General features: G+C 44.0%; 26 protein-coding genes. 12 read left to right on the forward strand and 14 right to left on the reverse strand.

The window, feature by feature from the left end:
- Nucleotides 1–196: 196 nt before the first annotated feature.
- The 3 genes from FFM80_RS05710 to FFM80_RS05720 are packed head-to-tail and all read left to right on the forward strand — an operon-like array spanning nt 197 to nt 2886.
- Nucleotides 197–1027, forward strand: a complete 831-nt coding sequence (locus FFM80_RS05710; protein ID WP_137639921.1) for an EAL domain-containing protein — start codon at nt 197–199, stop codon at nt 1025–1027.
- Entirely contained in the window at nt 1014–1547 is a 534-nt protein-coding gene (locus tag FFM80_RS05715; RefSeq protein ID WP_137639922.1) for a hypothetical protein, read from the forward strand. Before FFM80_RS05710 ends, FFM80_RS05715 begins: the two co-directional genes overlap by 14 nt.
- A gap of 13 nt (nt 1548–1560) precedes the next feature.
- Nucleotides 1561–2886: a glycosyltransferase family 2 protein gene (locus FFM80_RS05720; protein WP_137639923.1), complete on the forward strand. Its 1326-nt coding sequence runs from the start codon at nt 1561–1563 to the stop codon at nt 2884–2886.
- 215 nt (nt 2887–3101) lie between these two features.
- Here the strand turns inward: FFM80_RS05720 and FFM80_RS14805 are convergent, their stop codons facing one another.
- Nucleotides 3102–3548, reverse strand: coding sequence for a PBECR4 domain-containing protein (locus FFM80_RS14805; RefSeq protein WP_171001044.1), 447 nt, complete (start codon nt 3546–3548; stop codon nt 3102–3104).
- A 460-nt stretch (nt 3549–4008) separates the two neighbouring features.
- Here FFM80_RS14805 and FFM80_RS05725 point away from each other — a divergent pair, with 460 nt between their 5' ends.
- Both FFM80_RS05725 and FFM80_RS05730 read left to right on the forward strand, forming a co-directional pair.
- The gene (locus FFM80_RS05725; RefSeq protein ID WP_137639924.1) at nt 4009–5358 is read left to right on the forward strand and encodes a hypothetical protein; all 1350 of its coding nucleotides are present in this window, start codon (nt 4009–4011) and stop codon (nt 5356–5358) included.
- 26 nt (nt 5359–5384) lie between these two features.
- On the forward strand, nt 5385–6989 hold the full coding sequence (locus FFM80_RS05730; RefSeq protein ID WP_137639925.1) for an L-lactate permease: 1605 nt from the start codon (nt 5385–5387) through the stop codon (nt 6987–6989).
- A gap of 178 nt (nt 6990–7167) precedes the next feature.
- Here FFM80_RS05730 and FFM80_RS05735 read toward each other — a convergent pair whose 3' ends face one another.
- Nucleotides 7168–10443, reverse strand: coding sequence for a BspA family leucine-rich repeat surface protein (locus FFM80_RS05735; protein WP_137639926.1), 3276 nt, complete (start codon nt 10441–10443; stop codon nt 7168–7170).
- Between the two features lie 230 nt (nt 10444–10673).
- Here FFM80_RS05735 and FFM80_RS05740 point away from each other — a divergent pair, with 230 nt between their 5' ends.
- The 3 genes from FFM80_RS05740 (at nt 10674) to FFM80_RS05750 (ending at nt 11672) form a co-directional block, all read left to right on the forward strand.
- On the forward strand, nt 10674–11015 hold the full coding sequence (locus tag FFM80_RS05740) for a hypothetical protein (RefSeq protein WP_137639927.1): 342 nt from the start codon (nt 10674–10676) through the stop codon (nt 11013–11015).
- Nucleotides 11016–11127: 112 nt separating this feature from the next.
- Complete coding sequence (locus tag FFM80_RS05745; RefSeq protein ID WP_137639928.1) at nt 11128–11388, forward strand: type II toxin-antitoxin system Phd/YefM family antitoxin; 261 nt, start codon at nt 11128–11130, stop codon at nt 11386–11388.
- Nucleotides 11388–11672, forward strand: a complete 285-nt coding sequence (locus FFM80_RS05750) for a Txe/YoeB family addiction module toxin (protein WP_137639929.1) — start codon at nt 11388–11390, stop codon at nt 11670–11672. Before FFM80_RS05745 ends, FFM80_RS05750 begins: the two co-directional genes overlap by 1 nt.
- Before the next feature lie 69 nt (nt 11673–11741).
- On the opposite strand, the gene FFM80_RS05755 is transcribed toward FFM80_RS05750, so the two are convergent.
- Nucleotides 11742–13091 carry an amino acid permease gene (locus FFM80_RS05755; RefSeq protein ID WP_137639930.1) on the reverse strand — a complete coding sequence of 450 codons (1350 nt, stop codon included), beginning with the start codon at nt 13089–13091 and terminating at the stop codon, nt 11742–11744.
- A gap of 257 nt (nt 13092–13348) precedes the next feature.
- Between FFM80_RS05755 and FFM80_RS05760 the strand changes: the two genes are divergently transcribed.
- Nucleotides 13349–14218 carry a DUF368 domain-containing protein gene (locus FFM80_RS05760; protein ID WP_479686888.1) on the forward strand — a complete coding sequence of 290 codons (870 nt, stop codon included), beginning with the start codon at nt 13349–13351 and terminating at the stop codon, nt 14216–14218.
- Nucleotide 14219: 1 nt separating this feature from the next.
- Here the strand turns inward: FFM80_RS05760 and FFM80_RS05765 are convergent, their stop codons facing one another.
- The 11 genes from FFM80_RS05765 to FFM80_RS05815 all read right to left on the reverse strand — a co-directional run bounded on the left by FFM80_RS05765 (nt 14220) and on the right by FFM80_RS05815 (nt 22232).
- Entirely contained in the window at nt 14220–14954 is a 735-nt protein-coding gene (locus tag FFM80_RS05765; RefSeq protein WP_137639932.1) for a DUF1003 domain-containing protein, read from the reverse strand.
- Nucleotides 14955–15093: 139 nt separating this feature from the next.
- Nucleotides 15094–15402 carry a DUF960 family protein gene (locus tag FFM80_RS05770; RefSeq protein ID WP_137639933.1) on the reverse strand — a complete coding sequence of 103 codons (309 nt, stop codon included), beginning with the start codon at nt 15400–15402 and terminating at the stop codon, nt 15094–15096.
- Between the two features lie 28 nt (nt 15403–15430).
- The gene (locus FFM80_RS05775; protein ID WP_137639934.1) at nt 15431–15763 is read right to left on the reverse strand and encodes a hypothetical protein; all 333 of its coding nucleotides are present in this window, start codon (nt 15761–15763) and stop codon (nt 15431–15433) included.
- Nucleotides 15764–16283: 520 nt separating this feature from the next.
- Complete coding sequence (locus FFM80_RS05780; RefSeq protein ID WP_137639935.1) at nt 16284–17054, reverse strand: DUF4931 domain-containing protein; 771 nt, start codon at nt 17052–17054, stop codon at nt 16284–16286.
- A 70-nt stretch (nt 17055–17124) separates the two neighbouring features.
- Nucleotides 17125–17412 (reverse strand): RNA-binding protein, encoded by a 288-nt coding sequence (locus FFM80_RS05785; protein ID WP_379853079.1) that lies wholly within the window; start codon nt 17410–17412, stop codon nt 17125–17127.
- 94 nt (nt 17413–17506) lie between these two features.
- On the reverse strand, nt 17507–18241 hold the full coding sequence (locus tag FFM80_RS05790; protein WP_137639936.1) for a hypothetical protein: 735 nt from the start codon (nt 18239–18241) through the stop codon (nt 17507–17509).
- A 65-nt stretch (nt 18242–18306) separates the two neighbouring features.
- Nucleotides 18307–19302 carry a serine hydrolase domain-containing protein gene (locus FFM80_RS05795; RefSeq protein ID WP_137639937.1) on the reverse strand — a complete coding sequence of 332 codons (996 nt, stop codon included), beginning with the start codon at nt 19300–19302 and terminating at the stop codon, nt 18307–18309.
- Nucleotides 19303–19512: 210 nt separating this feature from the next.
- A complete protein-coding gene (locus FFM80_RS05800) occupies nt 19513–20307 on the reverse strand; it encodes a DUF975 family protein (protein ID WP_137639938.1) in 795 nt (264 codons plus the stop codon).
- Between the two features lie 110 nt (nt 20308–20417).
- Complete coding sequence (locus FFM80_RS05805; protein WP_137639939.1) at nt 20418–20849, reverse strand: GNAT family N-acetyltransferase; 432 nt, start codon at nt 20847–20849, stop codon at nt 20418–20420.
- A 1-nt stretch (nt 20850) separates the two neighbouring features.
- A complete protein-coding gene (locus tag FFM80_RS05810) occupies nt 20851–21717 on the reverse strand; it encodes a DegV family protein (RefSeq protein ID WP_137639940.1) in 867 nt (288 codons plus the stop codon).
- A gap of 92 nt (nt 21718–21809) precedes the next feature.
- Nucleotides 21810–22232 carry a MarR family winged helix-turn-helix transcriptional regulator gene (locus tag FFM80_RS05815; RefSeq protein ID WP_137639941.1) on the reverse strand — a complete coding sequence of 141 codons (423 nt, stop codon included), beginning with the start codon at nt 22230–22232 and terminating at the stop codon, nt 21810–21812.
- Between the two features lie 256 nt (nt 22233–22488).
- On the opposite strand from FFM80_RS05815, the gene FFM80_RS05820 reads away from it, so the two are divergent.
- From FFM80_RS05820 to FFM80_RS05830, 3 genes are all read left to right on the forward strand, one after another.
- Nucleotides 22489–24195: an NFACT RNA binding domain-containing protein gene (locus FFM80_RS05820; protein WP_137639949.1), complete on the forward strand. Its 1707-nt coding sequence runs from the start codon at nt 22489–22491 to the stop codon at nt 24193–24195.
- 214 nt (nt 24196–24409) lie between these two features.
- Entirely contained in the window at nt 24410–24910 is a 501-nt protein-coding gene (locus FFM80_RS05825; RefSeq protein ID WP_137639942.1) for a VanZ family protein, read from the forward strand.
- Between the two features lie 484 nt (nt 24911–25394).
- Complete coding sequence (locus FFM80_RS05830) at nt 25395–26117, forward strand: DUF2087 domain-containing protein (RefSeq protein ID WP_137639943.1); 723 nt, start codon at nt 25395–25397, stop codon at nt 26115–26117.
- Nucleotides 26118–26191 lie beyond the last annotated feature (74 nt).

Raw genomic sequence — 26191 nt, forward strand, 5'->3', positions numbered from 1 at the left:
AGAAATAGTGTATGGCTATTGTATGTTCATTAGCTATACACTACTGTAAACAAGCACCACCCCGATCTTAATAGGTTTATTCGTCCATTGAAATGCCCGGCTTTAACGGCTATACTTTAAATAAAATTAGTCTAGTCAACTGTAAATCGTTAAGTGAACTAACATAGTTTTGGCAACTAATAAGGATTTGATTAAGATGTCATTAGCACAATTAGAAACGGTGCTTTTATGGGCGACTTTAGTGATTGCAATTGTTTTCGTTGGAACTGTTGTCTTCTACTATTGGTATTCTCGTAAAAGCTCTAATAATTACTTAGAAAATGACGCCATTGAGCTGCGGTACTTTATCCAAAAGCAAGTCGACTACCGGGGCCAAGTGACGGGGTATGAATGTCTCTTGCGGCAGCATGATCCCGATGGGTCGTGGTCGTTACCGAAACAACTGGATTCCCTGCCCTTGCAACGGGTTATTTTTTTACTTGATGATACTTTCAAGTCATTGCCCGAGGAACCGATCACTTTATCAATCAACTTAGAATACGATCAAATCATCAGTCCGGATTTTCGGTATTTTGTTCGTTGGGCGTTATCGCGGATTGAACCGATGCATTTGGCGATTGAGTATACGCCACAGTTTCAACCCAAACGGATCAACAAACCATTGTTTCGACGCCGGATTCGCGAAGCCCGGCAATATGGGATGACCTTTGGGATTGATAACGTGGGCTCTAGTTTGGACAGTCTGAAAAATATTGAATGGATGCTAAGTGATATTGATTCACTCAAGTGTTCCATGCGGAGCTTCCGTAAAGACGACCCGTCTGTCTGGCTAGATTTAAACTTACAGTTTTGGAACAAACTCTCAAAAGAAAATCATATTGATTTGATCCTCATGGGGATTGAAGATGCGGCGGATGAAAAATTAGCCGAACAGTTAAAGATTGATATTCGGCAAGGCTACCTATTTGGCCGGCCAATTAATCCGGATATTAATGCAAAGAAAGGTGACGTTAATGGCGAAAACTAAAGCAACTGCGACTGAGCAAGCAGATGAACGGGCACGCCAGCAGCTTTACACCGATGCTTACTTTGAACACGGTCACTGGGGGTTAAAGCTTTGGCAGACATTGGTAGGCTTACTCGGTTGGGTCGCGGTGGTCATCCCGATAACGGTGACGGTCCTCTCAATCTGGTCGACTTACGATCCACGGGTCTTGCGAATTTGGTCCTATCAAGAAGGCGTTTTTGAATTTAAATTTATCGGGATTCTACTGCTCTTCTCATTTGTTTTAACGTCATTATTCGCAGTGACGATGACGATTATTCAAAACCGTAAGCGTGATCGCGTCGTTGAACAATGGCCGACGTATAATCCAATCAACCAGAAACGCCGACAAAAAGCGTTAGCCAAGTTTATGGATAATCGCTTTGGCGATGCAGAATCGCGGGAAAATACCCGTTACTATGAAGTGAAACCAGAACAAAATCTAGATACCGATGAGATTCAAAAATTATACGATGAACACGACATTAACGATTTAGACTAAACAGGAGTTATTAATGGTAAATATTTTTATTAATCATATCTTAGAGGCAACACTGGGCCAGACGTTATTGAACGTCTTTTTATTGATCCTATGTTTATATCCGGTGGTTGGCTCTTTTTTTTGGTTCGCGGGTGCGTTATCATATCGGTTTTTGAAGACTAATAAACGGGATACGGATTGGCAGTTGATTCCACCAGCCAAGCAGCCATTGATTACCATTATGATTCCCGCGCACAATGAAGAAGTCATGATTGAAGAAACGATTACTTACCTCTTTGAAGAACTTAATTATGAGAATTTTGAGGTCCTGGTGATGAACGATGGGTCAACCGACCGCACGGCTGAAATTATCGCGGCGTTACAGACTAAATATCCACGGTTACGAACGGTTAAGATTTTAAAAAATAAAGGGAAAGCGCACGCCTTTAACATCGGCATGTATTTTGCCAAAGGTGAGTATATCTTAAGTAACGATGCGGATACGATTCCTGAAAAAGATGCTTTGATGAAGTATATGAATTTCTTCGTGCACGACCGGGATATGAATACTTCCGCGGTGACGGCTAATATGGACGTTCAAAACCGGACGAAATTATTAGGCAAATCGCAAACGGTCGAATTCTCAAGTATTGTTGGTGTTATCAAGCGTAGCCAAACGTTGATTAATGATTCTATGTATGCTTATAGTGGTGCTAATACGTTATATAAGAAGAGTTTCTTGATTGACGTGGGTGGTTTTCGGCAGAATCGAGCCACCGAAGATATCAGCATTGCTTGGGATCACCAAATGGTGGGCGCAGTGCCCCGCTTCGCGCCAAATATTGTCTTTCATATGAATGTTCCCGAAACTATTCATGATCTTTATAAGCAACGCAAACGCTGGGCCCAAGGCGGGACTGAAGTCTGGTTAACGAACATTAAAAAGTTCATCTTTCATCCGATTCAACGGCGGTACCAGATTTCGATGTTCGTGGACTCCACGTTATCGATTATCTGGTCGTTCTTCTTCGTGATTACGACGGTGATGTTCATCGCGTTGATGCTTTATTTCTTGTTTACGGGTAATTATGAACGGATCTTCCATGGCCTGATGATCTCATTTGTCTTTGTGACCTTTGAATTAATGGCCGGATTTATGCAACTACTGGCCGCATTGCTACTAGACCATCGCGGCGCTAAGCTGAAATACTGGTTCTTTGCCCCACTATATATGTTGTTTTATTGGATGGTTAATCCGGTGACGGTGGTTATGACGTTTATCCCCGCACTAAAGACCATCCTGGGCTTTGGTTCCGGTACCTGGGTTAGTCCGGAACGGAAGTCGTTACAGAAAAAGTGAGTGTGTTTTTAAGGTCTGAAGTAGGCCACATATACAAAGGAAGAGGCTTTCCAAAAGGAGAGCCTCTTTCTTTGTACTATAAACTTTCAATCAATCAGTCGTTTTCTTGTGTGCTATATATGAAATGTAAGCTTGTTCCTTAGGTGTTAACTGATTTATCTTCCCCGTTACTAAATTCTTATCAACGATTGCAATAACGTCAAATAGTTGTGTTCTTAAGGTGTTAGATTTTCCCTGCTGATTTTGAAGATTAAGCAAGGAGAGTGGGATAAAGTGTTAGTCCTCTTCGTTAAGTGCAATACCCTAGTTTTTAGCAAGTGATCATAAGTTAATCTAAGAAATGAGCCATTGCTGGTAAGTTCTAACTTTGCTTCATTTAATTCTTGAATCGCTGTAATAATTTTTAATTTTTGAAAAGTTGAACCATCATTTTTTACTTTAATAAAGTCCATCGAAAGTTTGTTGTTAATTGCCTTATCCCAAAATCTACTAGCACCACCTTGATACGTAACACCACAGAGATGCGTAAAGTTATTCTTAGTGAACCTGACATCTAGCCATTTAATACTACTTCCGTTTTTATAGAAAAAGTAACGTGATTTTCCAATTAAATTTTTGAAAATAAATTGTTGTGCTTGATATATTTTGGGAAGTTCATTAATAAACTGTCGTTTTTTTTTGGTGTCAAACTATGAATGTTTGCGACGTTTGGCTTGTCTGACTTGTTTTTGGTCATACTTCTCCTCATAAGAAAAGGTCATTGACACCAGTTAACCTGATGTCAATGACCTAATGAAAAACAGGTTTTTTGTCCCCAGCGGACGGGGCTAGCAGCAGAACCACTAGCAAAATTATCTGGTCTTTAGGTTGCCTGACCAACCAGAAGCTTAAACACTTCTGCTTACCTTCTACATGTAATATACAGTGTTTCGTTTCGAGAGTAAACGGATTTGGTTTAAAAAAACAGAACTATTTAGTAAGTATGAGTCAAATGAAAACAAGAAATTCAACCTAAAATCTTTTCACTAGTCAAACCGATTGAGCAGTCGCTTTGACCAGCTTTCACGGTTGAAAATTGCTATACTTGTATTAGGAAATTTACAGAATGGTGTGTGAACAAGCTTGGAAAAATTACGACCTTCATTTTTAGAGGTGTCAATTGCCACCTTGAACTTTTTAGCCAATATTGGCATCGTCTTACCGTATGTTTTGATTCTATTCAAGTATCAACAGACCCACAGCGTTAATTACCTCGTGGCGATTATCGTCTTTTACGTCGCGCGGGCAGCCAGCATCTTTTCGACTAAGCGCTTGAATCTGAAGTCGAGTACCTACCTGTTAATGTGTCTGTGGTTAGGCGTGATTGGTAGTGTGATTTATAGCGTCACCAGCAATCTCGGCTGGCTAATTGCCGGGGTACTTTGCTTAGGTTATACATCCGCGAACATCTGGCCCTACTTCTTAACGATTAAGCTGCATCTGACTACAAATACTGACTTTAAGTTAAAACGCTTGTATTGGGTCATCTTTGCAGCCTTGGCGTTACTGTTTGTGGCGGATTTCAAGTTTGATTTGCAATATCGGCTTGCCTTCGTGATTTTAGCTATTTTATTTCTAATTACCATACCAGCGGGTCGGTTGTTAAATCAATTTTCATTAGCCTTTTACGACCGCCAAGCCCCAACCAAACGGGCACCGCTTAAATTATGGCGTATCGGGCTATTTGTCATCCTATTCGGTGCGATGGGCTTGTTGACACTCTTACGGAAAGCCAGCTTGTCGATTGCCCTGCCGTATGTCCTAGCTGTGGTGGTCCTCGCGATTGTGATCTTAAATATTGAACTAGCGGCGGACTGGCGGGCGATGCCGGCCAACAAGTTACGCATTGTGAATCGAGGCTTTCTAGTGAGCTTGGTCTTGCTCTATAACAGTTTCTTTGCTTACTTTATCTTGGGAAAAAACGGGATGTACTTGGCTTTTGCGATGTACCTACTAGGGTTCGAAGCGGGCCGACCGCTGTTTAAGTTGATTGGCCATCAGGTCGATGCACATGCGCAACGCGATGCCCGGCTAGCCCTGATTGGCGGTCATTTACTCATTTTGACCACGATACCAGTCTTGTATCTGATTGGCTTGCTACTGATTGCGTTGTACGTTGGTTATGAGAATCCAGCGATTAATACGAGTGTTTATACCGATAAAGCGAATGATCCTGATTTAGCGATTATTAATAAGTATCGCTTTTCAACGTATGGGGGCTTGTTATGTCAGTTATGCTTCTTTGGCTTACTAGTGGCCACCAGTGCCATCAATCAATTGAAGCTAATGGCTTTCTTCAATCCTAACAGCCCGGCTTTAAAGCTGACTTACCTACACACGTTAACGTGGCCGCTAGTTAGCTTATCATTATTAATGTCAATCATGACAATTTATGGACAACGGTTCTTTAAACGTCAATCACACGCGGCATAAGTGAATTAAATTAGGAGGTTGAAAGCATGATTTTAGTAGCGTTAGCGGCGATTATCCTACCGCTCGTTTTGTTAGGCGGCCTGAATCTGCCCGCCACTCGTGGCATGAGTATTAGTGCCGTAGTCGTCGTGATCTTAGGGATGCTTTTTTGGCACCTGTCACCAGCCGTCATCGGCGCGTCCGTTTTACAATCGCTCCACAAGTCTTTACCGATTCTATGGATTTTGTTTGGCGCCTTATTAATGTTGAACAGCTTACGGGCAACCGGGGCGATTGATCGGATTAATCAGGGATTCAAGGCCTTATCCGCGGATATGCGGCTGCAAACAGTGTTAGTTGCTTTCCTATTTGGCGGGCTAATCGAAGGTGTCTCTGGTTTTGGGACGCCCGCGATGGTGACGGCGCCCTTGCTGATTGCTTTGGGCTTTTCTCCAATGGCCGCCGTTATTTTAGCCTTAGTTGCGGATTCAACGCCCGCCGCTTTTGGAGCGGTCGGTACGCCGTTAACGGTGGGGTTAAGTAATGTCACTGAAAAGGCTGATTTATTGAATTTAATTGGTCAGCGTATCACCCAACTAGATTTACTCGTTGGTGCTTTAATGCCGGCCCTACTGATTTTTATCTTGGTTTGGAGTTTTGGCCCTAAAAAGCATCGGTGGCAACAATGGTTAGCGGTCTTACCATGGGCGTTAGTGATCGGCTTAGTGTATAGTGTGGTCGCCCTCATCACCGCAACGGTAATCAGTTATGAATTTGTGTCAATCATTGCCCCATTTGTCACCCTGATTGTCGCGATCGTCAGTCTGCACTATCACTGGCTATTACCGCCAGCGGTGCAAGCGACTCCTTGGCAGACCGCAACGGCGCAACCGACCGCGCCAGCGACGTCAACTAAGACAGCTGGGTCAATGTCATTGTTAACCGCTTGGGCACCTTACCTATTAGTCGTTGTGCTATTGTTAGCGTCCCGGGTGCTACAACCATTGAAACTTTGGTTGACCAGTCATCTGAATCTGTCTTGGACACAGATTATGGGCTTTAAAACGATTAATTCTGACTGGGAATTGTTATATTCACCAGGCACGATTCTAGCATTGGCTGCGTTGATTGGCCTGTTCATTCAAGCCCGGTCACTAAAAGCTGCTCTACCAACCGCTAAAAAAGTGGTGTCATCGATGGGTAATACCGCCATCGCCTTAGTGGTCACACTGATCTTGGTCCAAGTTTTCACTAATTCGGGCTTGAACAGTGCCAACTTACCTAGCATGCCGATGTATATCGCCAAATTTGTGGCTAAATATTTAGCCGGCATTTGGATTATTATCGCCCCATTCTTGGGTGAACTAGGATCGTTCGTGACAGGTAGTACGACCGTCTCTACCTTGACATTCGGCCAGATTCAGGCTGATATTGCGGCTAATGCTCACTTAAATGAACCGGTTGTGTTAGCCGCTCAATTGATTGGAGCGGCAGCTGGGAACATGATCTGTGTGCATAACATTGTTGCAGTCAGCTCGGTCGTTGGTTTGGATGGTCAGGAAGGCACCATCTTACGAAAGACGATTCTGCCAGCGTTAGCGTATGCGGCGCTGATTGGGGTTGCAGGATTGGTTTTGATTAAATTGATATAGGTTTAGACAGAACAGCAGCCATGCGTATCAACGTATGACTGCTGTTTTATCTATGCTGGCTAGCTGCTACCAGCTGACTCGTCACTTTTTTGAATAATGGTACGAAAAATGACCGCCCCGCTACCTATTCTTAGATAACGGGGCGGTCATTTTTAGCTTAAATCAGCTAGTATCGTGTTTAGGGTTTCTTAGCGAATTTGAACATTGCGACTAAACTGCTTAATGCTAAGCCAGCGATGCCCATGATTGAAAGCGGTGTTGTTGTGTTCTCATCGGTTTGCGGCAAGGTTGGTGAGACTAATGAGATCGGTTTAACCGGTGTGACTTTAGCTGGGCTTGGTTGTCCTGCTGGAGTTGGGATCACCCCAGCATCTTCCGATTGCGTGGGTTGTTCTGGTTCAGTTGGCGTTGGTTGGGGCTTGGTTTCAGGACTAGTGCCATCGTTGCCATTGTCAGAACTGCCATGACCACCGCCGTTACTATTGCCGCCATTATTGTTACCGTTATTCCCGTTGTCGCCACCACCGGTAGTCGTTCCTAGAACGGTGACAGTCACGGCTTTAGCAGTCACGTTACCGGCCGCATCGGTGTACGAATAGGTAATTGGATATTGTCCAGCTTGTGCGGGATTTACTTGCCCGGTAACGGTAATTGCAGCCCAAGCAAGCGACTGCCCATGCTCGTTAGTACCACTCACAAACCCAGCCTGTGGTTGCCAGGTATCACCGATGTGTATCGTTTGATCAGTGGCATTGACAGTGGCTTGGCTTGTAACAGTGACTAACGTGGTCGCCTGGTGTCGGCCTAATTTGTCGGTAAATTGATAACTGACGAGATAGGTTCCGGGAGCTGTTAACTGCTTCGTTAAAGCGGTCGCTGCCGTGGCAGTCCGTGTTTTAGCATTAGTCACAGTGATTTGTAAATCAGTGGCTGTCAATCTTTGACCGTTAGCGTTAACCGCCGTCTTTAGATTAGTCTGCGGTTGCCAATTGGCGGTGGTGACCAATTGCAAGTGAGCTTGTTTGAGCAGAATTCCCGCCACCGTTACCTTAGCAGTGGCGCTAACGGCATGATTGGCGGCATCCGTGTACGTATAAGTGATTGGATAGTTGCCGGGAGTCTGAGTGTCTGGTGTACCAACGACTTTGACCCCTGGCGATGTTAGCGTTAAGGCCTTCCCGTTTTCGTCAACCGCATTGAAGTTATCACTGGCTTGCCAGGTGGTCCCCAGTTTGATGGCGGTGTCTTTAGGCGTGACTTTAGCTAAACTGAACACTGTTAGTGGCATTTCAACAACACTAGCATCGTCGCCAGTTAGTTGGTAGTGAACGACATACTGACCGAGTATTCTGAAGTTAGTGACGGTGTGGCCTTGATCATTAACGATGGTCGCTGTAACCCCAGTTGTAGTGACGGTATTTCCTTGGGCATCGACAGCTAGTTTAACGTTGTTGAGTGGTTCCCATGGCGCGGTGGTACTGAGCTGCTTTTCAGTTTCGTTTAGGATTAAGCCGGTGACGATGATTTTTGATTTGCGAATCGCTTGGAAACCAACGGAATCAGTGAGATTATAAACGACGGTATAGTTACCCGGAATCTGAGTATTGGGCTGGTCATAAACTGATAATTGAGGCCCCATGGTGGCTTGACGACGGTCTTTCTTAAAGGTCACATTGCTGCCATCATCATCGGTTGCACTGATTAGGTTGTTGCTAGGCTGCCATTTTGAGTTGACACGGATGGTACTATCTTGAACTTCTAGATTACTTTGTTGTTGATAGGTGGTAGCTGGTCCGCTACCCTTACCGGTGTATGGTTTGACTAGTTCTTCAGTTGTATAAACTTGGTGTGTTTTAGTGTCAAACCACTTACCAGTATACTTATTGCCGTTATGAACGTCTTCTTTTGAAAATGCGTATAGCCCAGAGGTTTGTGGTTTAATATTGTCTTGCGCATCTTGATCAAAATAGTAGCTATCCAGAGTCAACACTGAATTGGCACCTAATGTGATTTTTAAGGGTGAAGTAGCCAACATCCCAGGCATTTGCGAAACATTAGTCATATCGAAATTTGAAATGTCAATCGCAATTGATTGATTGGGTGCCGTATCTTCAAACATGCTGTACATATCAATAACTTTGCTAGTATTAAAAGTTGAGACGTTTAAATCTTTGAGATTAGTTAAGCCGTTAAACATGTAGGACATATCGGTTACTTGACTGGTATCAAAATTGGTTAAGTCAAGATGTTCTAGTTGTTCATCGGACATAAATAAGCTAGACATGTCAGTCACATGACTAGTGTTTAATTTTGATAAGTCTACTTTAACTAAATTGACATTTGAAGCTAACATTGCAGCCATTCTGGTAACATTACTTGTATTAAGTGGTGTAAGATCTAGATCCTTAATAGATGTTAACCCGAAAAAAGTACTTTGCATGTTAGTTACACGGTCGGTTTTAAAGTGTGATAAGTCTAAGCTAGTTAATGATTCATCGCGTGAAAACAGGTAGCCCATATTAGTAACTTGACTTGTATCGAATTTATCTATGTCATTGATAGTCGCTAATGAGGTCATGTTTGAGAAAAGTCCAGAAGCATCTTTCCCAGCGACCACTGGTCCTTCAAATGTAATCGTCGTGATATTATTAGTCTCAGTTCCCCATGGAAGTGGTGTTGCGTCTCGTTGACTTGCTACCTCTGGTTCTGTGCCTAGATCGTCAGGTTGCAGCATATTCCAAATATTGGTATCGGCTAACTTACCTTCACCAATATGCAAGATCTGATCATCATCGACCCACCACTCACTAGTACCAAAAATACCTTTATCACGATTGGTTTTATGGTCATGAGGATCGATTTCCTCACCAGTATAAATCTTGACAGGCTTTTGGTAATCATCATATTGTTTAACATCATTTGGAATAGCTTCATGATCCCCTTGGTTGGCATCATCAGTCGCCGGAGATTCAGGTTTGTCAGTGTCATCGGTTATATTACTAACTGGTTTTTCTGGTGCCGTTTGTGTTGTTGGTTTGGAATCAGCCGGATTGGGTTTATTACCGGCTGGTTGGTCAGGTGTTGTTGGTTTAGGCGTGTCTGGATCTTTAGCCGGTTGTTTAGCTTGTTGACTAGTATCGACGGTTGGTTGCTTATCGCTCGGTACAGCTGGTTTGGTGGTCGGGATATTGTCCGCCACTCCTGCATCTGGTTTTTCCGGTGCTTTAGCTGGTTGCTTATCCGGCACAGTCGCTCTTAAAACAGCCGTCTTCCCCGGTTGGTCAACCGAGGATTTAACGGTCACTGGTGTAGGCGCCACAGTGGGTTTGACGGTATCCGCTTGCCCAACAATGGCGCCGGCTTGCCAAACTAAGGCGGTTATTCCCGTAATCACCCATAACTTACCTTGCTTATACAACTTAAAACGAACTTTTCGATCATTAGACTTTAACATTCGCAAATATTCCTCCTAAGAATAGAATCGTTTGTAAATTGTTAAGCCTTCCCCTATGTGGCTAATTATAAAATAAGTCTTTTAAAAATGTGTCGATTTCGTCACGCAAATTGAAAATAGTTACGCCCGTTTCCAAGAAAAAACCGACTTTTAAACCTGCAAAAGTCGGCGATATCAGCTAAAATAGACCTAGCAGTTAATCTAAATTAACGAATAATGGGGGTGTCCGATTGAAAGTCTTACTTGTACCAGATATCCGTTTGGGTGACCGCATCATCGGCCCCACACCGGATCAAGCGTCTAATCGCGCTTTATTTCAACGTTATGCGAAACGCCTCCAAGCACAACTTGGTATCGGCTTCCAAGTTTACGTTGATCAAAGTGAAGGCTACGACCTCTTGAATGCGCGTGACTATGATACGGATACTTGCTGGATACTGGCTATGGCTGCCTACCAGGCGTTAACAACTGATATCTTTGCCCATCACCGCATTATGGCACTAACCGATCAGGCGGTGATTCTAAAGGATACGACGGCAATTGTGACGCAGCTACAGTCACCGACGAATTGAGGGCTAAAATTTTAGTGATATTGGTAATAAACGAAAGATAAGCAATTGAGGTACGTACGCTAATCACGTACGTTATAATCAAACTATCAAAGTAATTGGGAGGGCTTCAATGATGCAAGAAACATATACACCAACCAGTGCACGTAAGGATTTTTATCAGCTCTTAAAGCGGGTATCAACTGAGCATCAACCGATTACTATCCAACAGAAGAATGAAGATTTGGATGCTGTTATTATTAGTAAAAATGATTACGATGCTTTGCAAGAAACTTTGTATTTGGCAAGTGTTGGCACGTTATTCAAAGTATCACAACGTGAACGTGATCATTCTGATTTTACTGATGTGGATGATATTGATTGGGATAGCTTGTGATGTATCAAGTTAAAATTAAGAATTCCGCTAAGTCTGATTTAAAGAAAATCAAGCAAGCGCATTTAATCCTTAATTTCCAAGCGATTATTGACCGATTAAAAAAAGATCCATATTTTCCTAATCAGAAAATGGAAAAGTTAGTACCACCTGCTGCTGGCAAATATTCTCGGCGACTAAATATACACCATCGTGTTGTTTATAGTGTTGAGGACCAAACGAAAGTAGTTACTATTTTGCTTGGGATCATTATGATCGACGAATATGAATTGGTAGCTAAGTCATAGGTAGTTATTAAAAAGATGTTCAACCTCAAAATAGGGGCTGAACATCTTTTTATGCTTATTGATAAATTTCTAGTCGATAGTCTGTCTACGGCGCATCACGGATTCAATCAGCAGTAGCATCACAAACCAAACGATTGAGCCAATCACGGCCCAACGGTTCACGCTGTCGAAACACAACACCACCGTCACAGCAATAAAGAAGACCAACGTGGCAATGTTTGACATTGGGAACAACGGCAGTTTGAACGGATTCTGACGGCTATCAGTCGTTCGTTTATAGACGTAGTGACAGACGAGTAACGAACACCAAACGATGATGAAGTTAGTCGTTGCCACGTTTGAGATCAAGGTAAAGACCGTGCTAGGAATAACGTAGTTTAACACCACGATGACTAGTAAAATCAATGATGAGAAGACCAATGAGCGTGCAGGCACATTATAGCGGTTAACCTTCCCCATCCATTTCGGCGCATTTTGACCATGCGCCAGCGTGAAGAGCGTCCGACTAGTACTAAAGATGGCACTGTTACAAGCGGACAAGGCCGCCGTTAAGACGACGAAGTTAATAATGCTGGCCGCCGCTTTAACGCCGATATCACTGAAGACTTGCACGAACGGTGATTGTGTCGTCGCGATTTGGTCCCAAGGATAGATTGACATAATAACAAACAAGGCGCCGACGTAGAAGAATGAGATTCGAATCGGTAAACTGTTAATAGCGCGAGGTAATTCAGTTTCCGGATTCTCAGCTTCACCTGCCGTAATCCCGACCATTTCAATCCCGGTAAAGGCGAAGATGACTAGCGAAAATGACGTTAGAAAGCCGCCAAAGCCCTTTGGAAAGAACCCGCCGTGACTAACAAGATTGGTGACACTAACCGTTTGACCGCCGACATGCGCTGAAGAGCCGATCAGGATGGCGCCGGTGACGATTAAAGCAATAATTGCCACGACTTTAATCATCGAGAACCAGTATTCCAGTTCGCCAAAGGCACTGACGGATAGCAGATTAAAGACCAGCAGAATCAAAATAATAATCAGCGGTGTCACCCATTGTGGAATCCAGGGGAACCAGTAACGGATATAGATCCCGCTGGCGGTCAAGTCGGCCATTGCGAGACTGATCCAGCAGAGCCAATACGTCCAGCCAATCGCAAATTCGAATTTTTTCCCTAAGTAAAGGTTGATAAATTCCAAAAATGAATGGAGCTTGGTGTTAGAGAGCAGTAATTCACCTAGTGCCCGCATCATTAAGTAACAAAACAAGCCCCCAATGGCGTACGCTAATAAGATCGATGGCCCGGCTTGCCGAATCGCTGACCCCGAACCGAGAAATAACCCGGTCCCAATCGCCCCACCTAAGGCAATCATTTGAACGTGACGGCGTTTTAGCTTACGTGCAAGTTGTTGATTTTCCATATAGCCTCAACTTTCTATTAATTCAATGTTTTTTTCCAAGGCGTTAACGCTATGAGATAGCAGTTCTGCCCGGCTTTTATAATTCTTAGCATTTTTTCATATTGTTCCATTTTATGCTAAAACGCCTTGGTGAGCAAATTAATTCACCACTTTAATCAGAAATAATTGCTAGGATTGCGTTAAATCAACTGATTTTGATTGCCAGTTTTAGCTAAATTTGGTATGTTTAATCTAATCTTGACCGTTAGCTAGACTTAATAAGGAGTTTATCCATGACTAATCAAAACGATCATTTTCTGAAACGCTTTTTTAAAGGTGTCATTATTGCCTTGGGCTTTATTTTACCCGGGGTTTCTGGCGGGGTCTTAGCCGCCATTCTAGGTATCTACGAACGACTGTTAGGCTTTATGGCACACTTCCGCCAGCGCTTCAAGCAAGACTTCTGGTACTTTGTGCCGGTGGGCCTAGGCGGCATCGTTGGGATTGCCCTATTGTCGGCACCGCTAGAATTTTTGTTAGCTAAAGCCCAAGTGATTGTCCTATGGGGGTTCGCAGGGGCAATTATCGGTACCCTACCGTCACTCATGCAGACGGCCAGTGCCAAAACGCCGCGGGATACGCTTGATTATTGGTGGTTTTTCGGGACTTTACTAATTAGTAGCGGGCTGCTCTACTTCATGAGTGATATTTTTGGCCCCTTACCAGCTAATTTCGGCGGTTTCATTGTTGCGGGCGTCTTGATTGCCCTAGGCGTGTTAGTGCCTGGCCTAAGCCCATCGAACCTGTTACTGATTCTTGGTCTCTTTACACCGATGCTTACGGGCTTCAAACGATTTGATTTACTCGGAGTTTACTTACCGATTGCGTTAGGCGGAATCTTAGCGATGGCGTTGTTCTCAAAAGCGATGGATTACTTATTACGCCGGTTTCATTCGCGGGTCTATCACTTTATTTTGGGCATCGTGGTCGCAAGTACCATACTGATCTTAGTGCCGAACCCACAGGCTGCTGAAAGTATTTCTTATGCCGGCGCCACGCTCAGCACTTATCTATTCAGTGGCGTGGCTTTAGTTGTGGGTGGGTTACTCGGTTACTGGATGAGTCGTTTAGAGCTCAAGTACAAGTAAATCAGGGTTGCTTGGTTTGCAGCCGGCGTAATTCGTTGAGTTGTGATTGAATCTCACCTAACATCTGCGTTTGCATCTTTTGAATCTCCAACAAGTTGGGAGTGTCTTCTTGAATAACATGGTCGACTTTGGTGTGTAAGACGCGGATCTCCTCTTCAGACTTTGAATTGACCCGAAAGTCGTTGACCGCCTGTAACCGGTCATATTCAGCGGCTCGATTTTGACTCATCATAATTAACGGCGCCTGAATTGCGGCTACCATACTAAGAAATAAGTTCAGTAAAATAAAGGGATAGGGATCAAAATGCAGTCCGAATAATTGCAAGAGATTGACGAACATCCATAGCAACATAATTCCGATGAAGATAATAATAAAAGCCCAACTCCCGCCAAACCGGGCCACCGCATCGGCAACTTTCTGCCCGAATGTTAGTGAATTCTCTAATTGGCGGTTAACATCAACGACCTGATACGTATTTTTCGCTAGAATCTGCGTTAAACGGTGGTTGATTTTTTTATTGGCTTGATAGTCTTTCTGGATCATTTGATCCATCTTGGCCATCCGGTAATGAACGAGGTGTTCACTGCAAATAAACTGATCCGCCGTGGCCTGCGGGTAGTCACTTAAAATAGCGGCTTGTAATTGGGCGTCCAGATCGCCAATCAGCATGCCGTCAGTAAATTCTGCCGTGGTTTGGTCGACGATGCAAGGTAACTTTAAAGTTGATTTCAGCATGATAATCCCCTCCCTTTGCCGCTGATTATAGGCGTATCGGTAACATAGTGCGACGATTAAAGCTAGTTACGAGCAGTTAGCGAACGAACTAATTTTGGTCACAAAAAATCGCGTTTGGGAATAGCCCAACGCGATTTTTTTAAGCTTGTAATTCATCTAACAACATCATCGTTTGATAATGGCCATCATCTAAGACGGCGATTGTTTCTGGATATGCCCGATCGTAGTTAAATGGTAGATCAAATTCAAAGATCGAACCTTGTTGATCATCAAAGACCGCCGTGACTTGCCCATGCCGAACAATCAATGCGAATTGTAAGACCCGCGGCAAGGTGACGACGCCTTGTAAGTCGTCATCAATGATGCCCCAGATGCCGTCAATGATCGCACTAGGTAATTTTGCGACCAGTCCAAAGGTCGCGTAACGTTCAGCAGTTTGATCAAACATCGTGACCACCTCACTTCAAGTTCAGGAATTAATTGTTGCGGACGATGACCGCAACTTCCTTTTCAATGCGAATAAATAACCCTTGGGAATCTTTACGAAAGTCATCGGCTAAGTTAGCACTAATGGGCTTAATGGCGCCAACGACTTTACCAGCCATACCATACAGATCAATGGCATCGTGGTTAGTGTTCCATTTGACCGTCCAATAGTGACCTTCGAGGGCCTCATCGGTATAATACTGCACACCAGCTAATACGGCATCGTTAATGACGCTTTCTTCATCCGCGGTTTGTCCGTTATCGAGTTCCCACTTTAATTTTTGATTAACTTCAAGCATATCGCCAGGAATTAAATTTTGCACGTTGCATGCCTCCACTAAACACTTTAATAAATTTGATTACACATGATGCTAGTTGAAATTGCCGCCTACCGGTTGGTTCCTAAAACGCTGGAACGCCATGGGCCATTTTGAAGCCAAAGCCCGGTCTTCAAAACTGGCCTTGACCTAAGTCCGAGCAAACCACTCGTACTAAGGTCAACGACACGGCTGAGCATTTTAGGAACCAACCTCTCGGCTAAATGACTGAACTGAAACTAATCAATCATTAATTCTTTATTTCCCGTTAACTAACGCCGGGCGGGCCAGAATTGGCTCAGTGGTGTCGTTTATCTTGGTCGGTGCTTTTCCGACTTAGATAAAGCCCGGCTTGGAAGACCGTTCTTTGGCTTCCAAACGTGGCCACCACGTTCCAGCCGATTCTGGACCAACCAGAGTGACAATTTAAACTAACTAGCACCAAGCATAAGTTTAATTATACCTAGGTTTCATACTCAATCATAACATAATGCCTGCTTTACTGAATATTTCAGGCCCTAAGTGGTTATTTAGGTTGAAATTTAGTCCGAACTTCCGCTGCAATCTCCCGCATCCGAGTCGGTGTGTCAGCTTGTGCCAGGCGGTAACCGATATAATATGGTGACACGTTGAATAGCGGATCAATCTTGCAGACAACCCGATCACCCACTGGGTAAAAGAATAAATTGTAACTGTCGCATCGGCCTTTGAAGTAATCGTTCAAGGTATATTGAACGACTTTTTGAACCGCATCGGCCAATTGGTCATGGTCTGCCCAAGCAGTAGCGACGTTGAATTCGACGAAGCCCATTACGGGTTGGTCGGAAACGGTCACGCTGAGACTGCCGTTAGTCACCACCGGATAGCCGGATAAGTTAGCGGGAACAACGTTGCCATAACCATCAACATCGTCTAACCCCACAATCTGCATATGCGGATGACGTAAACTTCCCCCAGAATGTGGGCCAAAGTTTTTATATAGCAGTACGGATTCAAACCGGTTGCTGGCGATAACTTCTTGCCAATGCTTTAAAGCAAACCCAAAAACGGCGCGGTTCTGTTCAGTTGAATATGTGGCAATATCGCCATCGTGATCGGCCGTTTCAATGACGATCGTCTGCCAAGTGGCTTGTAAGGTTGGAAATTTGTTCATTAGCCAAATGCGGTCCGCATCTTGGGCTAGCACCGCCGTTAACGTCGTTGGGTCACAGAATGGACAGTTATTGTGGGGATGGCGGATATTTTCGGGCTTGTTTTTCGCAATGTTGGTATCAAAAATCAATGGATGGCTTTGCAAGGTAATTCCTCCTAAATACAATAAGAAACGGCCTGCCAAGGTTGGCAAACCGTTCGTTAACAAACTTAAATTAATGCATGGGTGTTGGTGCGGTATCACCCGGGCCAAAGGTCGCATTCGACATGGTAATCCAGACCACGAACTCGTTAGAGGCTAGGCGCCAATACTGCGGATCAGAGGCCGGTGGTATGGGCTGTTCAAATAACGCCACTGCGAGCGCATTAGCCGCATTATCAGCGGCTTTTTGTACACTAGCACCAAACGTCTGCGCGGCAGGCACATCTGGAAAGCGGACGCCCCAATAAGTGCCTTCATCCCGAAAGATGCCCGGATATTTTATGTCCATCTGTTGATTCAAACCCACCACTCCGATTCTAAAGCTTTACTGTTAGTATACCGAGTTTTAAGTTGAAAAAACAGCCCTGCTCTGAGGTTTTAAGCTTTTTTACCAGTTATTTTGTGGTGACTTTATAATAAGTCCCGTTCTTGTCGCCATTGACAACGGTGTAGTCCCCTTTATGCGATTCACCGTACTGAATGGCCGATGACTTGGAACTAAATGTCTTCGTCGAATTTGTCGTGGCACTACTGCTGTTTGCTTGGCTACTACTACTGCTAGTTGTCGAACTGGCATGACTACTGCTAGTGGCCTGGCTGCTGGAACTGGCAGTACTAGTACTGTGATGATTGTTGTTAGTCGCTGGTGTCGTATGACTGGAGCTAGCGGCTGGCTGTTGGGTTGTCGTCTGTGACTGCGTTGTCCCAGTTTGACGATCATCGGTACTGGTAGTACCATCCGTTTGCGCGGTATCCGTCCCATCATCGGTCGTGGTGTCGGCAGTGTCATCACTGTCGCTATCACTGCTGGATTTCGAATGCTTCTTCTTAGATGAAGACTTTTCTTTACTGCTGCTAGTGACACTTGAACTAGCGGTGGTTTTAACCAGATCTTGACTGGTCGAGGCCTTGACAAAATAGACAATGGTCCCACCAAGTGCAATCACGATTAGCGCTAGGAGCCAGAGTGACAGATGCCGTCTCTTCTTAGGTCCCTTAGGTGGTTTGGTCCCCTTAGGCCCAGTTGGCATTGGCGGTTTCTTTGAAGCTTTAGGTTGCGACCGCTTGCGACTAGACGATTCTTGTCGGGCTTTTAAGCGCGACATGCGCGTCGGCTGTTGTTCAGGCATTAACTATCGCACTTCCTTTCTTGCTTCCGCCAGTTTACCATATTTTTACAAAAATGTCTTAGTGCCTAGCGAACTAACGCGTAAAGTTTGGCTGCAAACTGGTCCGCATCAATGGTTGCCCGTTGGTTGGCGAAGTAAACGATGGCGCGGCGGTTGCCTTCAGTCGCATACATATAGCTGTCATAGCCGTTGTCAGCGCCATGGTTAGATTTGGTGCCCGCCGCATAATGATACATTCCGCCAGCGTAACGAACTTGATAATGATGGCGTAGTTGCCGGTACTGGTTGCGGGTCAACAACTTACCATTGCGCATACCGCACATGATCTTGTAATAGTCGTGGGCGTTCGTATACAAGTTCCCGGCACCGACGAGACTGGAGAATAGGCGCCGTTGGTAAGCGCGCGCATGGTAGTTTGTCCCTGATCGATAACTGACCGCGGCCGTCAACGGCTGCTTCGCCGTATATTTATCGGTCGTATGCGTTAGCTTGAGCGGCTTAATCACTCGAGTCTGTAAATTGTGCTGATAAGACTTGTGCGTGATCTTGGTAATGATCCCCGCTAACAAGGTGTAGTTGGCGTTGGTATAGTGATACGTCGTTGCCCCAGTTGACGTCAGTTGCTTTAGTGTATAACGGTAAGCCTGTTGTTCTGATAACACCGTGCTGGGCGTTGTTTCGGCCATCTGGATACCGGACGTATGATCAAGTAATTGCCGCACCGTAATCCGAGAGCTATAGGCCACTTGCGGATAGTAGTTGCTTAACTTAGTCGTCATCTTCAACTTACCTTTCGCAATGAGTTGTTGAATCATGGCGCCGGTAATCGCTTTTTGGAGCGAAGCGGTTGGATAAATGGTGTGCTGATTATTCTTAAGTCGTTTTTTGTGATTAGCATCGCCAACGTAGATTGTTTGCGCTTTGCCAGCATAGTCTTTAGTTAACATGATTTGGCCTTTAAAATGGTACTTCTTAGCCAAGGCCCGCGCTTGCTGAGCGACACTATTCGCTTGAACGGCAGGCGCGACGGTACTGGTCGCAGCCGTACCTAGTATGGTCACGGCTAAGCTTAGTAAGCTAAGTTGCTTAATTAATTTAAACGTTATGATAACTGGTTCCCCCTATATTTTACTAATTACCATCATAAGCACTTTGATTAGTGAAGGCCAGTGAAAACGGGGTTTGTTGATAAAATGTAATACGGTTGCAATGTTGATTAGATTCAACAAAAAAAGCAGTGCCAGCGTTTAGACTGGTCACTGCTGATTTAATTAGGCTGCCATACTGGCGGCGGCTTGATCCGCTTGATCAAGGGCAACTAAATTTTGATAGTAATTAGCAAAGGTCCCATACCGATATGGGACTAACCATAATAGGCCGATGCCCATAGTCATACCACATAGTAAAGCCCAACCGATGAAGCTCAATTGTAAAACAAAATATTCCATTTTATGCCCACGCATAAGTTGCCGGCTCTTAGTAATGGCTAAGGTCAGCTTAGGTCTAGGTTGACCAGCTGGCGTGGCTGCGACGAGGTCTTTATACACAAAATAAGTTTGTGAGTACGCAAAGGCCTTGATGATACCGGGGACGATTAATAACAGGCTCCACAGTGTTAGGAAAATGGCTTGTAACACGACTAAGCCCACTGTTGGCCAGGCGTATGGCCGCGTGAAGCCGACCGTTGAATCACTAACAGGGTGAATCTCACGACTAGGATTACGGACCCAGTCGAGCATTGAATACATTGTCCCAACCATGAATAATTTAAACACACAGTAGAAGACGAAATTAATGATTGCCCCCACGGCTAAAACGCCCAAGACGGTCGCGATGAGTCCCCAAGAAATAGTTGTCATGGCCGACCACGCTTGTGAGGCCCCTTGCTGAATATCCGTCGAGTGACTAGTTAAGCTGGTGCCCCCTGATTTCGCTTGGTCCGTATAATTCGCGGCTACACTGAAGATGGATAACAAGCTGACCACGATACAGAGTAAAATGGCGTCCTTCCAGCGTCCCTTAAATAGTTGTTTGATTTCTGTTTTTAATGCTGCCCGAGTTTTCATTCGGTCTCAACAACTCCCTTTTTTAATCTTTTTTATATGATACCATGCCACCGGTCTGAGCCAAAATCGGGTAAAAAAAAGCTCTGAACAAAATTGCTCAGAGCTGATTGTTAAAAGTGTTTTTCCATCACGACAACTGGAGCGCCGTCTTCATCATAAGGGCCAGCTGTAACCGCATAACCACAACGTTCATAAAACGTCTGGGCCGTTAGCTCGCCATGAATCAAGCCACTGGTGTAACCGTGATTTTGGGCCCAAAGTTCGGCCCGCGTTAATAATTGCTGACCGATCCCTTGTCCACGATGATCCTGACGCGTACAAACGCGCCCAAACCGCATGACATGGTGTAATTGTGGCTCTAACCGCAACGTGGCTACAGGTAAGTCTGGCGTTTCGTAAGCCACAAGATACAAGCGTTCGTCGTCATCTTTATTATCGAATTCGACGTTGGCTGGAATCCCGCGTTCTTCCACGAAGACTGCCTGACGTAACGCATAAGCTGCCGCACGATTATAAGTCACATTTGAAAATAAATACGTCATTTTAATACGCCTTATCAATATCTTTCAACCAGGCTAACGCTAACGACTTGTCACCTAAATGGGTCCCGATAACCGGGCCGAAATAGGTAATGTCGATTGGCATGTCTGGGTATTTTTGTTGCAACTTGGCTTTCCAGGCTTGCGCAGCATCCAAGTTATTGCCTTGAACGATAATCGCTCGCAACGGATAGTCGATCTTAGCTTGGGCTTCCGCAAATAAATGCTCAACACGAGCTAATGCCTTTTTAGTAGAACGAACTTTCTCGAAAGCCACAATTTCGTGCTTATCATCAAAGGTCAAGATGGGCTTAATCCGTAGCACACTGCCGATAAATGCGGAGGCGTTGGATAAGCGGCCGCCACGAACTAAGTTTTGTAAATCATCCACGATGAAGTATTCGCCCATTGAATCACGCAAATCATCAAGCCGAGCTAAGATTTCTTCAACTGTATATCCGGCTTTGGCCATCTTGGCGGCTTCGATTGCTAAGTAACCCATTAAACGTACCGTAATCTGAGAATCATATGGATAGAGCTTAATATGATCCACCTCGTCACGTAGGTTTTCAAGGCTATTGATGAAGCCAGAGATCGTACTTGCTAAATGAATACTGATGACCGCATCGTACCCTTGGTCACCCAGCTTGTTATAAAATTCAATCATTTCACCAACAGGTGGTTGGGAGGTACTGGGAAAAGACTTAAAGGACTTCATATTTGCGTAAAAGTCTTCCGTCGTAATGTCGACGCCTTCCTGATACACTTTTCCATCTATAATGACCGGAATTGGGACGACATGAATATCGTTGTCGGCAACTTCTCGCGGTGTTAAATAGCTGGTGCTGTCAGTAACAACAGCAATCTTCATGACACACACCTACTTCTCATCTAAATTGATAACCACAATCTTAGCATAAAAGCTAGTTTGAAACCAGCTTGTCAACATCGGCCAAACGTGGCTTAGGGTGCTAACGTCCGGTCAACTGATTTATTTAAGCGGTTTAATAAAATTCGTAAGAGGTTTTGTTCATCTTGGGGCCATTTATCGAATACGGTTGCTTCATACTTGGCGTAGTCAGCATTAATCACCGCCGCCGCATTTTCACCAGTCGGTGTGACCGAATAGATTAATTGCCGCCGATCACGTCCAACGGCTTCCTTGCTGAGTTTTTCTTTTTTGACTAGGCTTGCTAGTTGTCGACTTAACGTTGACGTATCGAGCTGCATTTCAGCGGCTAGCTTTTCTTGGGTATCAAAGCCCGCTTGTAATTTTAAGAGTAGTTGCCATTCTGCCACGGTGACGCCTTGGGCTTTGGCAATTTGTTTCAGCATGGCGGTCTGTTGTTTGGCAGTGTCCGCCAACGCGGCTAAACTTGATTTCATCATAGGTCCCCCTCGTAATTAGAATTCACTTTGTATTATACAATATGCAATCCTTTCTTAAAACCCGTATTTTGTTAAAAAACGGGTTAAGTCGGTTTATGTATGTAACAATTAAATTTTTGATGCCGTGGCTGTAAAATCAAGCCAGTTGCGACATAAAACTTGTTTAAACGCTGTTACCCCATGTATACTAGTAAAGGTTGACTGTTTTAACGACAGTCGTGGACGAAACTAATTAATGAAAGCGAGTGATCACATGTCTTTTGATGGACTATTTACCCATGCCATGGTCACCGAATTACACGAAAATTTATTGAATGGGCGCATTACGAAAATTCATCAGCCCTATCAAAATGAACTGATTTTAACGATTCGCGCGAATGGTAAAAATTGGCCGTTACTGTTATCCGCAGACCCCACTTACCCGCGGATTCAAGTGACTCGAATTCCATATGTGAACCCAGCCGTGCCGACGAACTTCGCCATGATGATGCGGAAGTATTTGCAAGGGGCAATTATCACTGAGATTAAGCAAATGGCTAATGATCGTGTGGTTCACTTGACCATTACAACGCGCAATGAGTTAGGTGATGCCGAACAACTGACCCTAATTATTGAAATTATGGCGCGACACAGTAACGTGATCTTGGTTGATCAGCAGACTAGCCGAATTTTGGACGTTATCAAGCACGTTGGTGCGGACCAAAACCGCTATCGGCTCTTATTGCCCGGCGCCACTTATATTGAGCCACCTAAGCAAGATAAGGTTGATCCTTTTACCCCGAATACGGATTACTTGGAGTTAGTTAAGCAGTATCCGAATGAAGATGTCCTGGCTAAGCAGTTGCAGCAACATTATCAGGGTCTTGGTCGGGATAGTGCCTTACAGTTTGCCAAGGAGCTGCACCAAACCGGTGACTTAAAAGCGCATTATCAACATTTCTTAGCGACTTTTGATGACCCGCAGCCGACCTTGTTAACGTTGAAAAATAACAAGACGATGTTTGCAGCTGGCAACTACTCAGCTTTCGGGACCAAGACACGCCAATTTGACTCTTTGAGTGCCCTGCTTGACTTCTACTATCAAGACGCGGCTCAGCGTGAACGAGTTCAACAACAAGCTGGTAATTTGATTCGGGTAGTTCGTAATGATTTGAAGAAGAACCGCAAGAAATTCAAAAAGCTGCAACAAACGTTGGCCAATACTAAGCAAGCTGACGAGCTCCGTTTAAAGGGCGAAATCTTAACGACTTACTTATATGAAGTGAAACGCGGGATGACCGAAATCACCTTGCCGGATTACTATCATGATAACCAGCCGCTAAAGATTCAGTTGTCCAATCAACTCTCACCGTCACGTAATGCACAAAAATATTTTTCGCGTTATCAAAAGCAAAAAAATGCGGTCATCTACGTTGGTGAACAGCTAAAATTGACGCAAGCTGAAATCGATTATTTGGATAATATCCAAACACAAATCGAACTCGCCGCGCCAGCTGATATTGTGGAAATTCGTGAAGAATTAACACAACAAGGCTATTTGAAACCAAAGAAGACTAAGAAGAAGCAACGCAGTTCACGCAAAGTTAGCCAACCGCAACAGTTCTTTGCGACTGACGGTACCGAAATCTCTGTTGGTAAGAATAACCGTCAAAATGATCAATTAACGTTGAAGACGGCGCGGAAAACGGATTATTGGTTGCATACGCAGAAGATTCCGGGTTCCCATGTGATTATCCATGCCGAGCATCCAAGTGAACAAACATTGACGGAAGCTGCTAACTTAGCCGCTTACTTCTCTAAAGCTCGTGAGTCAGCCACGGTCCCAGTTGATTATGTACAAGTTAAACGAATTCGCAAACCCAATGGCGCTAAACCGGGGTTTGTGATCTATGAAGGTCAAAAGACTTTGTACGTTTCTCCAAGTGCTGATTTAGTGGATCAATTAACACCTAAAAAGTAAATTTTAAAGCTGGTCAAGTTGTGATAAAACAAGTTGATCAGCTTTTTTAGTGACTTATTTTTCGTTAAGTCTTCATAATGATGTTTTTTCAATATAGGATCACTTATGTTTTTATTAAAGCGTCCAAGAAAGTTTAAAGTCCCCACCAATTCCCCCTTTTATCTCTAAATCTAAGGTAGGCTAAGACTACTTAGAATTCAACGGAGGTGGTTCGATGCGCTGGGAACCTTTATTACTTATTTTATTAATGGCAGGTTTGAGTGGTCTGCTGATCCTGATAATTGGTCGTCGACCGCGCTGGCTAGCGTTGCTGAAGCTCGCCTATTTTACCGGTTTAGCCGCAATTTTGTTTACCCCGATTTCGTTTTCTGGGACGTCCCTCTATATTATGCCGATTGGGATTGGTCGCGTGAACTTAACGAATTTAAGCTTTAGTAATCTAGGCTTTTTAGAAAACATTATGCTGACCTTGCCACTGGGCTTGCTATTGAAGTGGACATGGTCACGCCTGTCGTTATTTGGGGTTGGATTTATGGGCTTAATGGCTGGTAGTAGCATTGAAATCACGCAATACTTTTTATCTCAGCATTATTTAATTAATCGTAGTAGCGATATCAATGATATTTTAGCGAATGCTTTGGGGATTTTGATTGGCGGATTAATCATCACTAGTTATTTACAGCTAACAACCAAACATCGTCGATTAGTATCATAATCATATCAAGAAGCCACCTAACATAAGGGTGGCTTCTTGATATGGTCTGCAGTAAGCTGGTGGCTGGTTTTTGAGTTGTTGTTTGTTTTTAGTTAAAGTAAGATGTTACGTATGTAATATCTTAAAACCAATTAATCGCATAATGCTATCCTGAAAATTTTCTGATCCTAAATTTTAAAAGTAATTCTAAATTCGCCCTGATAGTCATTAACTAAGTGCCTCGGCTTTGACTATTTGTTTCCTCTTCTAGCCTTCTAACTTTTGAAGTTACAACTAAGCACTCCACACAACGTTTTTATACCCCCTGGGGATTAAAAATAATATAACTATATTATACTCGTTTAATGCAGGCTTTTGTATATTTATTTAAATACTGATACACAAGCGTATTTGTTTACTATTCTGATAAACATTTCTCTTTAGCAATGCGTTGACAGTTTCAATAAACAAATGTATATTAAAGCTCATTGAGAGGTGAACACCTATGGACCTAGCTAAACTAACCCTAGCTGACCTAAAAAACGGCTGGCATTCGGTCGCTAACGAACGCCAGTGTAACTACTGCCCTGCTAATTGGCTAATTGAAACACCCGTAACTGAGATTGAAAAGCACTTGCAACTGGTACATGGCGGCAATTTAAATCAGCTCATTCATTTGACCAGCCGCTATAATACACTGACAACTAAGCAACAAGATTTACTAACGGCATTTGCCACCGATATTAAAGACCAAGCTTTAGCGAAACAATTACAAGTTGCCGCGGCGACGATTCGGCATCAAAAATTTACATTTCGCGAAAAAGCCAAACAGGCGAAACTTTACTTGGCCATCTACGATCAAGTCTTTGATCCACAGACCGCCCCTGACCAGCTCATTGATGTCCCTGAGCAGCCTAGTCAACCAGACGACCGTTGGCTGATTACCGAAGATGAAGCGGCACAGACGTTACAGCATTATTTCGATTTCTTACAAGAACCCTTACGGTTAAAACGGTGGCCTAAGAAGCAAAAAGTCATCATCACCATTCTGACGCGTATTATTACTGAGATTCCAGCTGAACAGCCCTTAACAGAACCAGACTTGAATGCTTACTTACAACCGATTTACTTTGACTACGTAACCGTACGCCGCTACTTGATCGACTACGGCTTTTTAAAACGAACTGCTGACGGCCGCAACTACTGGCGACCGTCTGAAAGGAATTAGGGCTTGTTTTAAAAGTTAAAATGCATATTGCTTCGTTCGCTTTTCTAAACCTGATATATTATTAGAAAAGAAAT

It is taken from the genome of Lactiplantibacillus dongliensis (assembly GCF_005405105.1).
Lineage (GTDB): Bacteria > Bacillota > Bacilli > Lactobacillales > Lactobacillaceae > Lactiplantibacillus > Lactiplantibacillus dongliensis.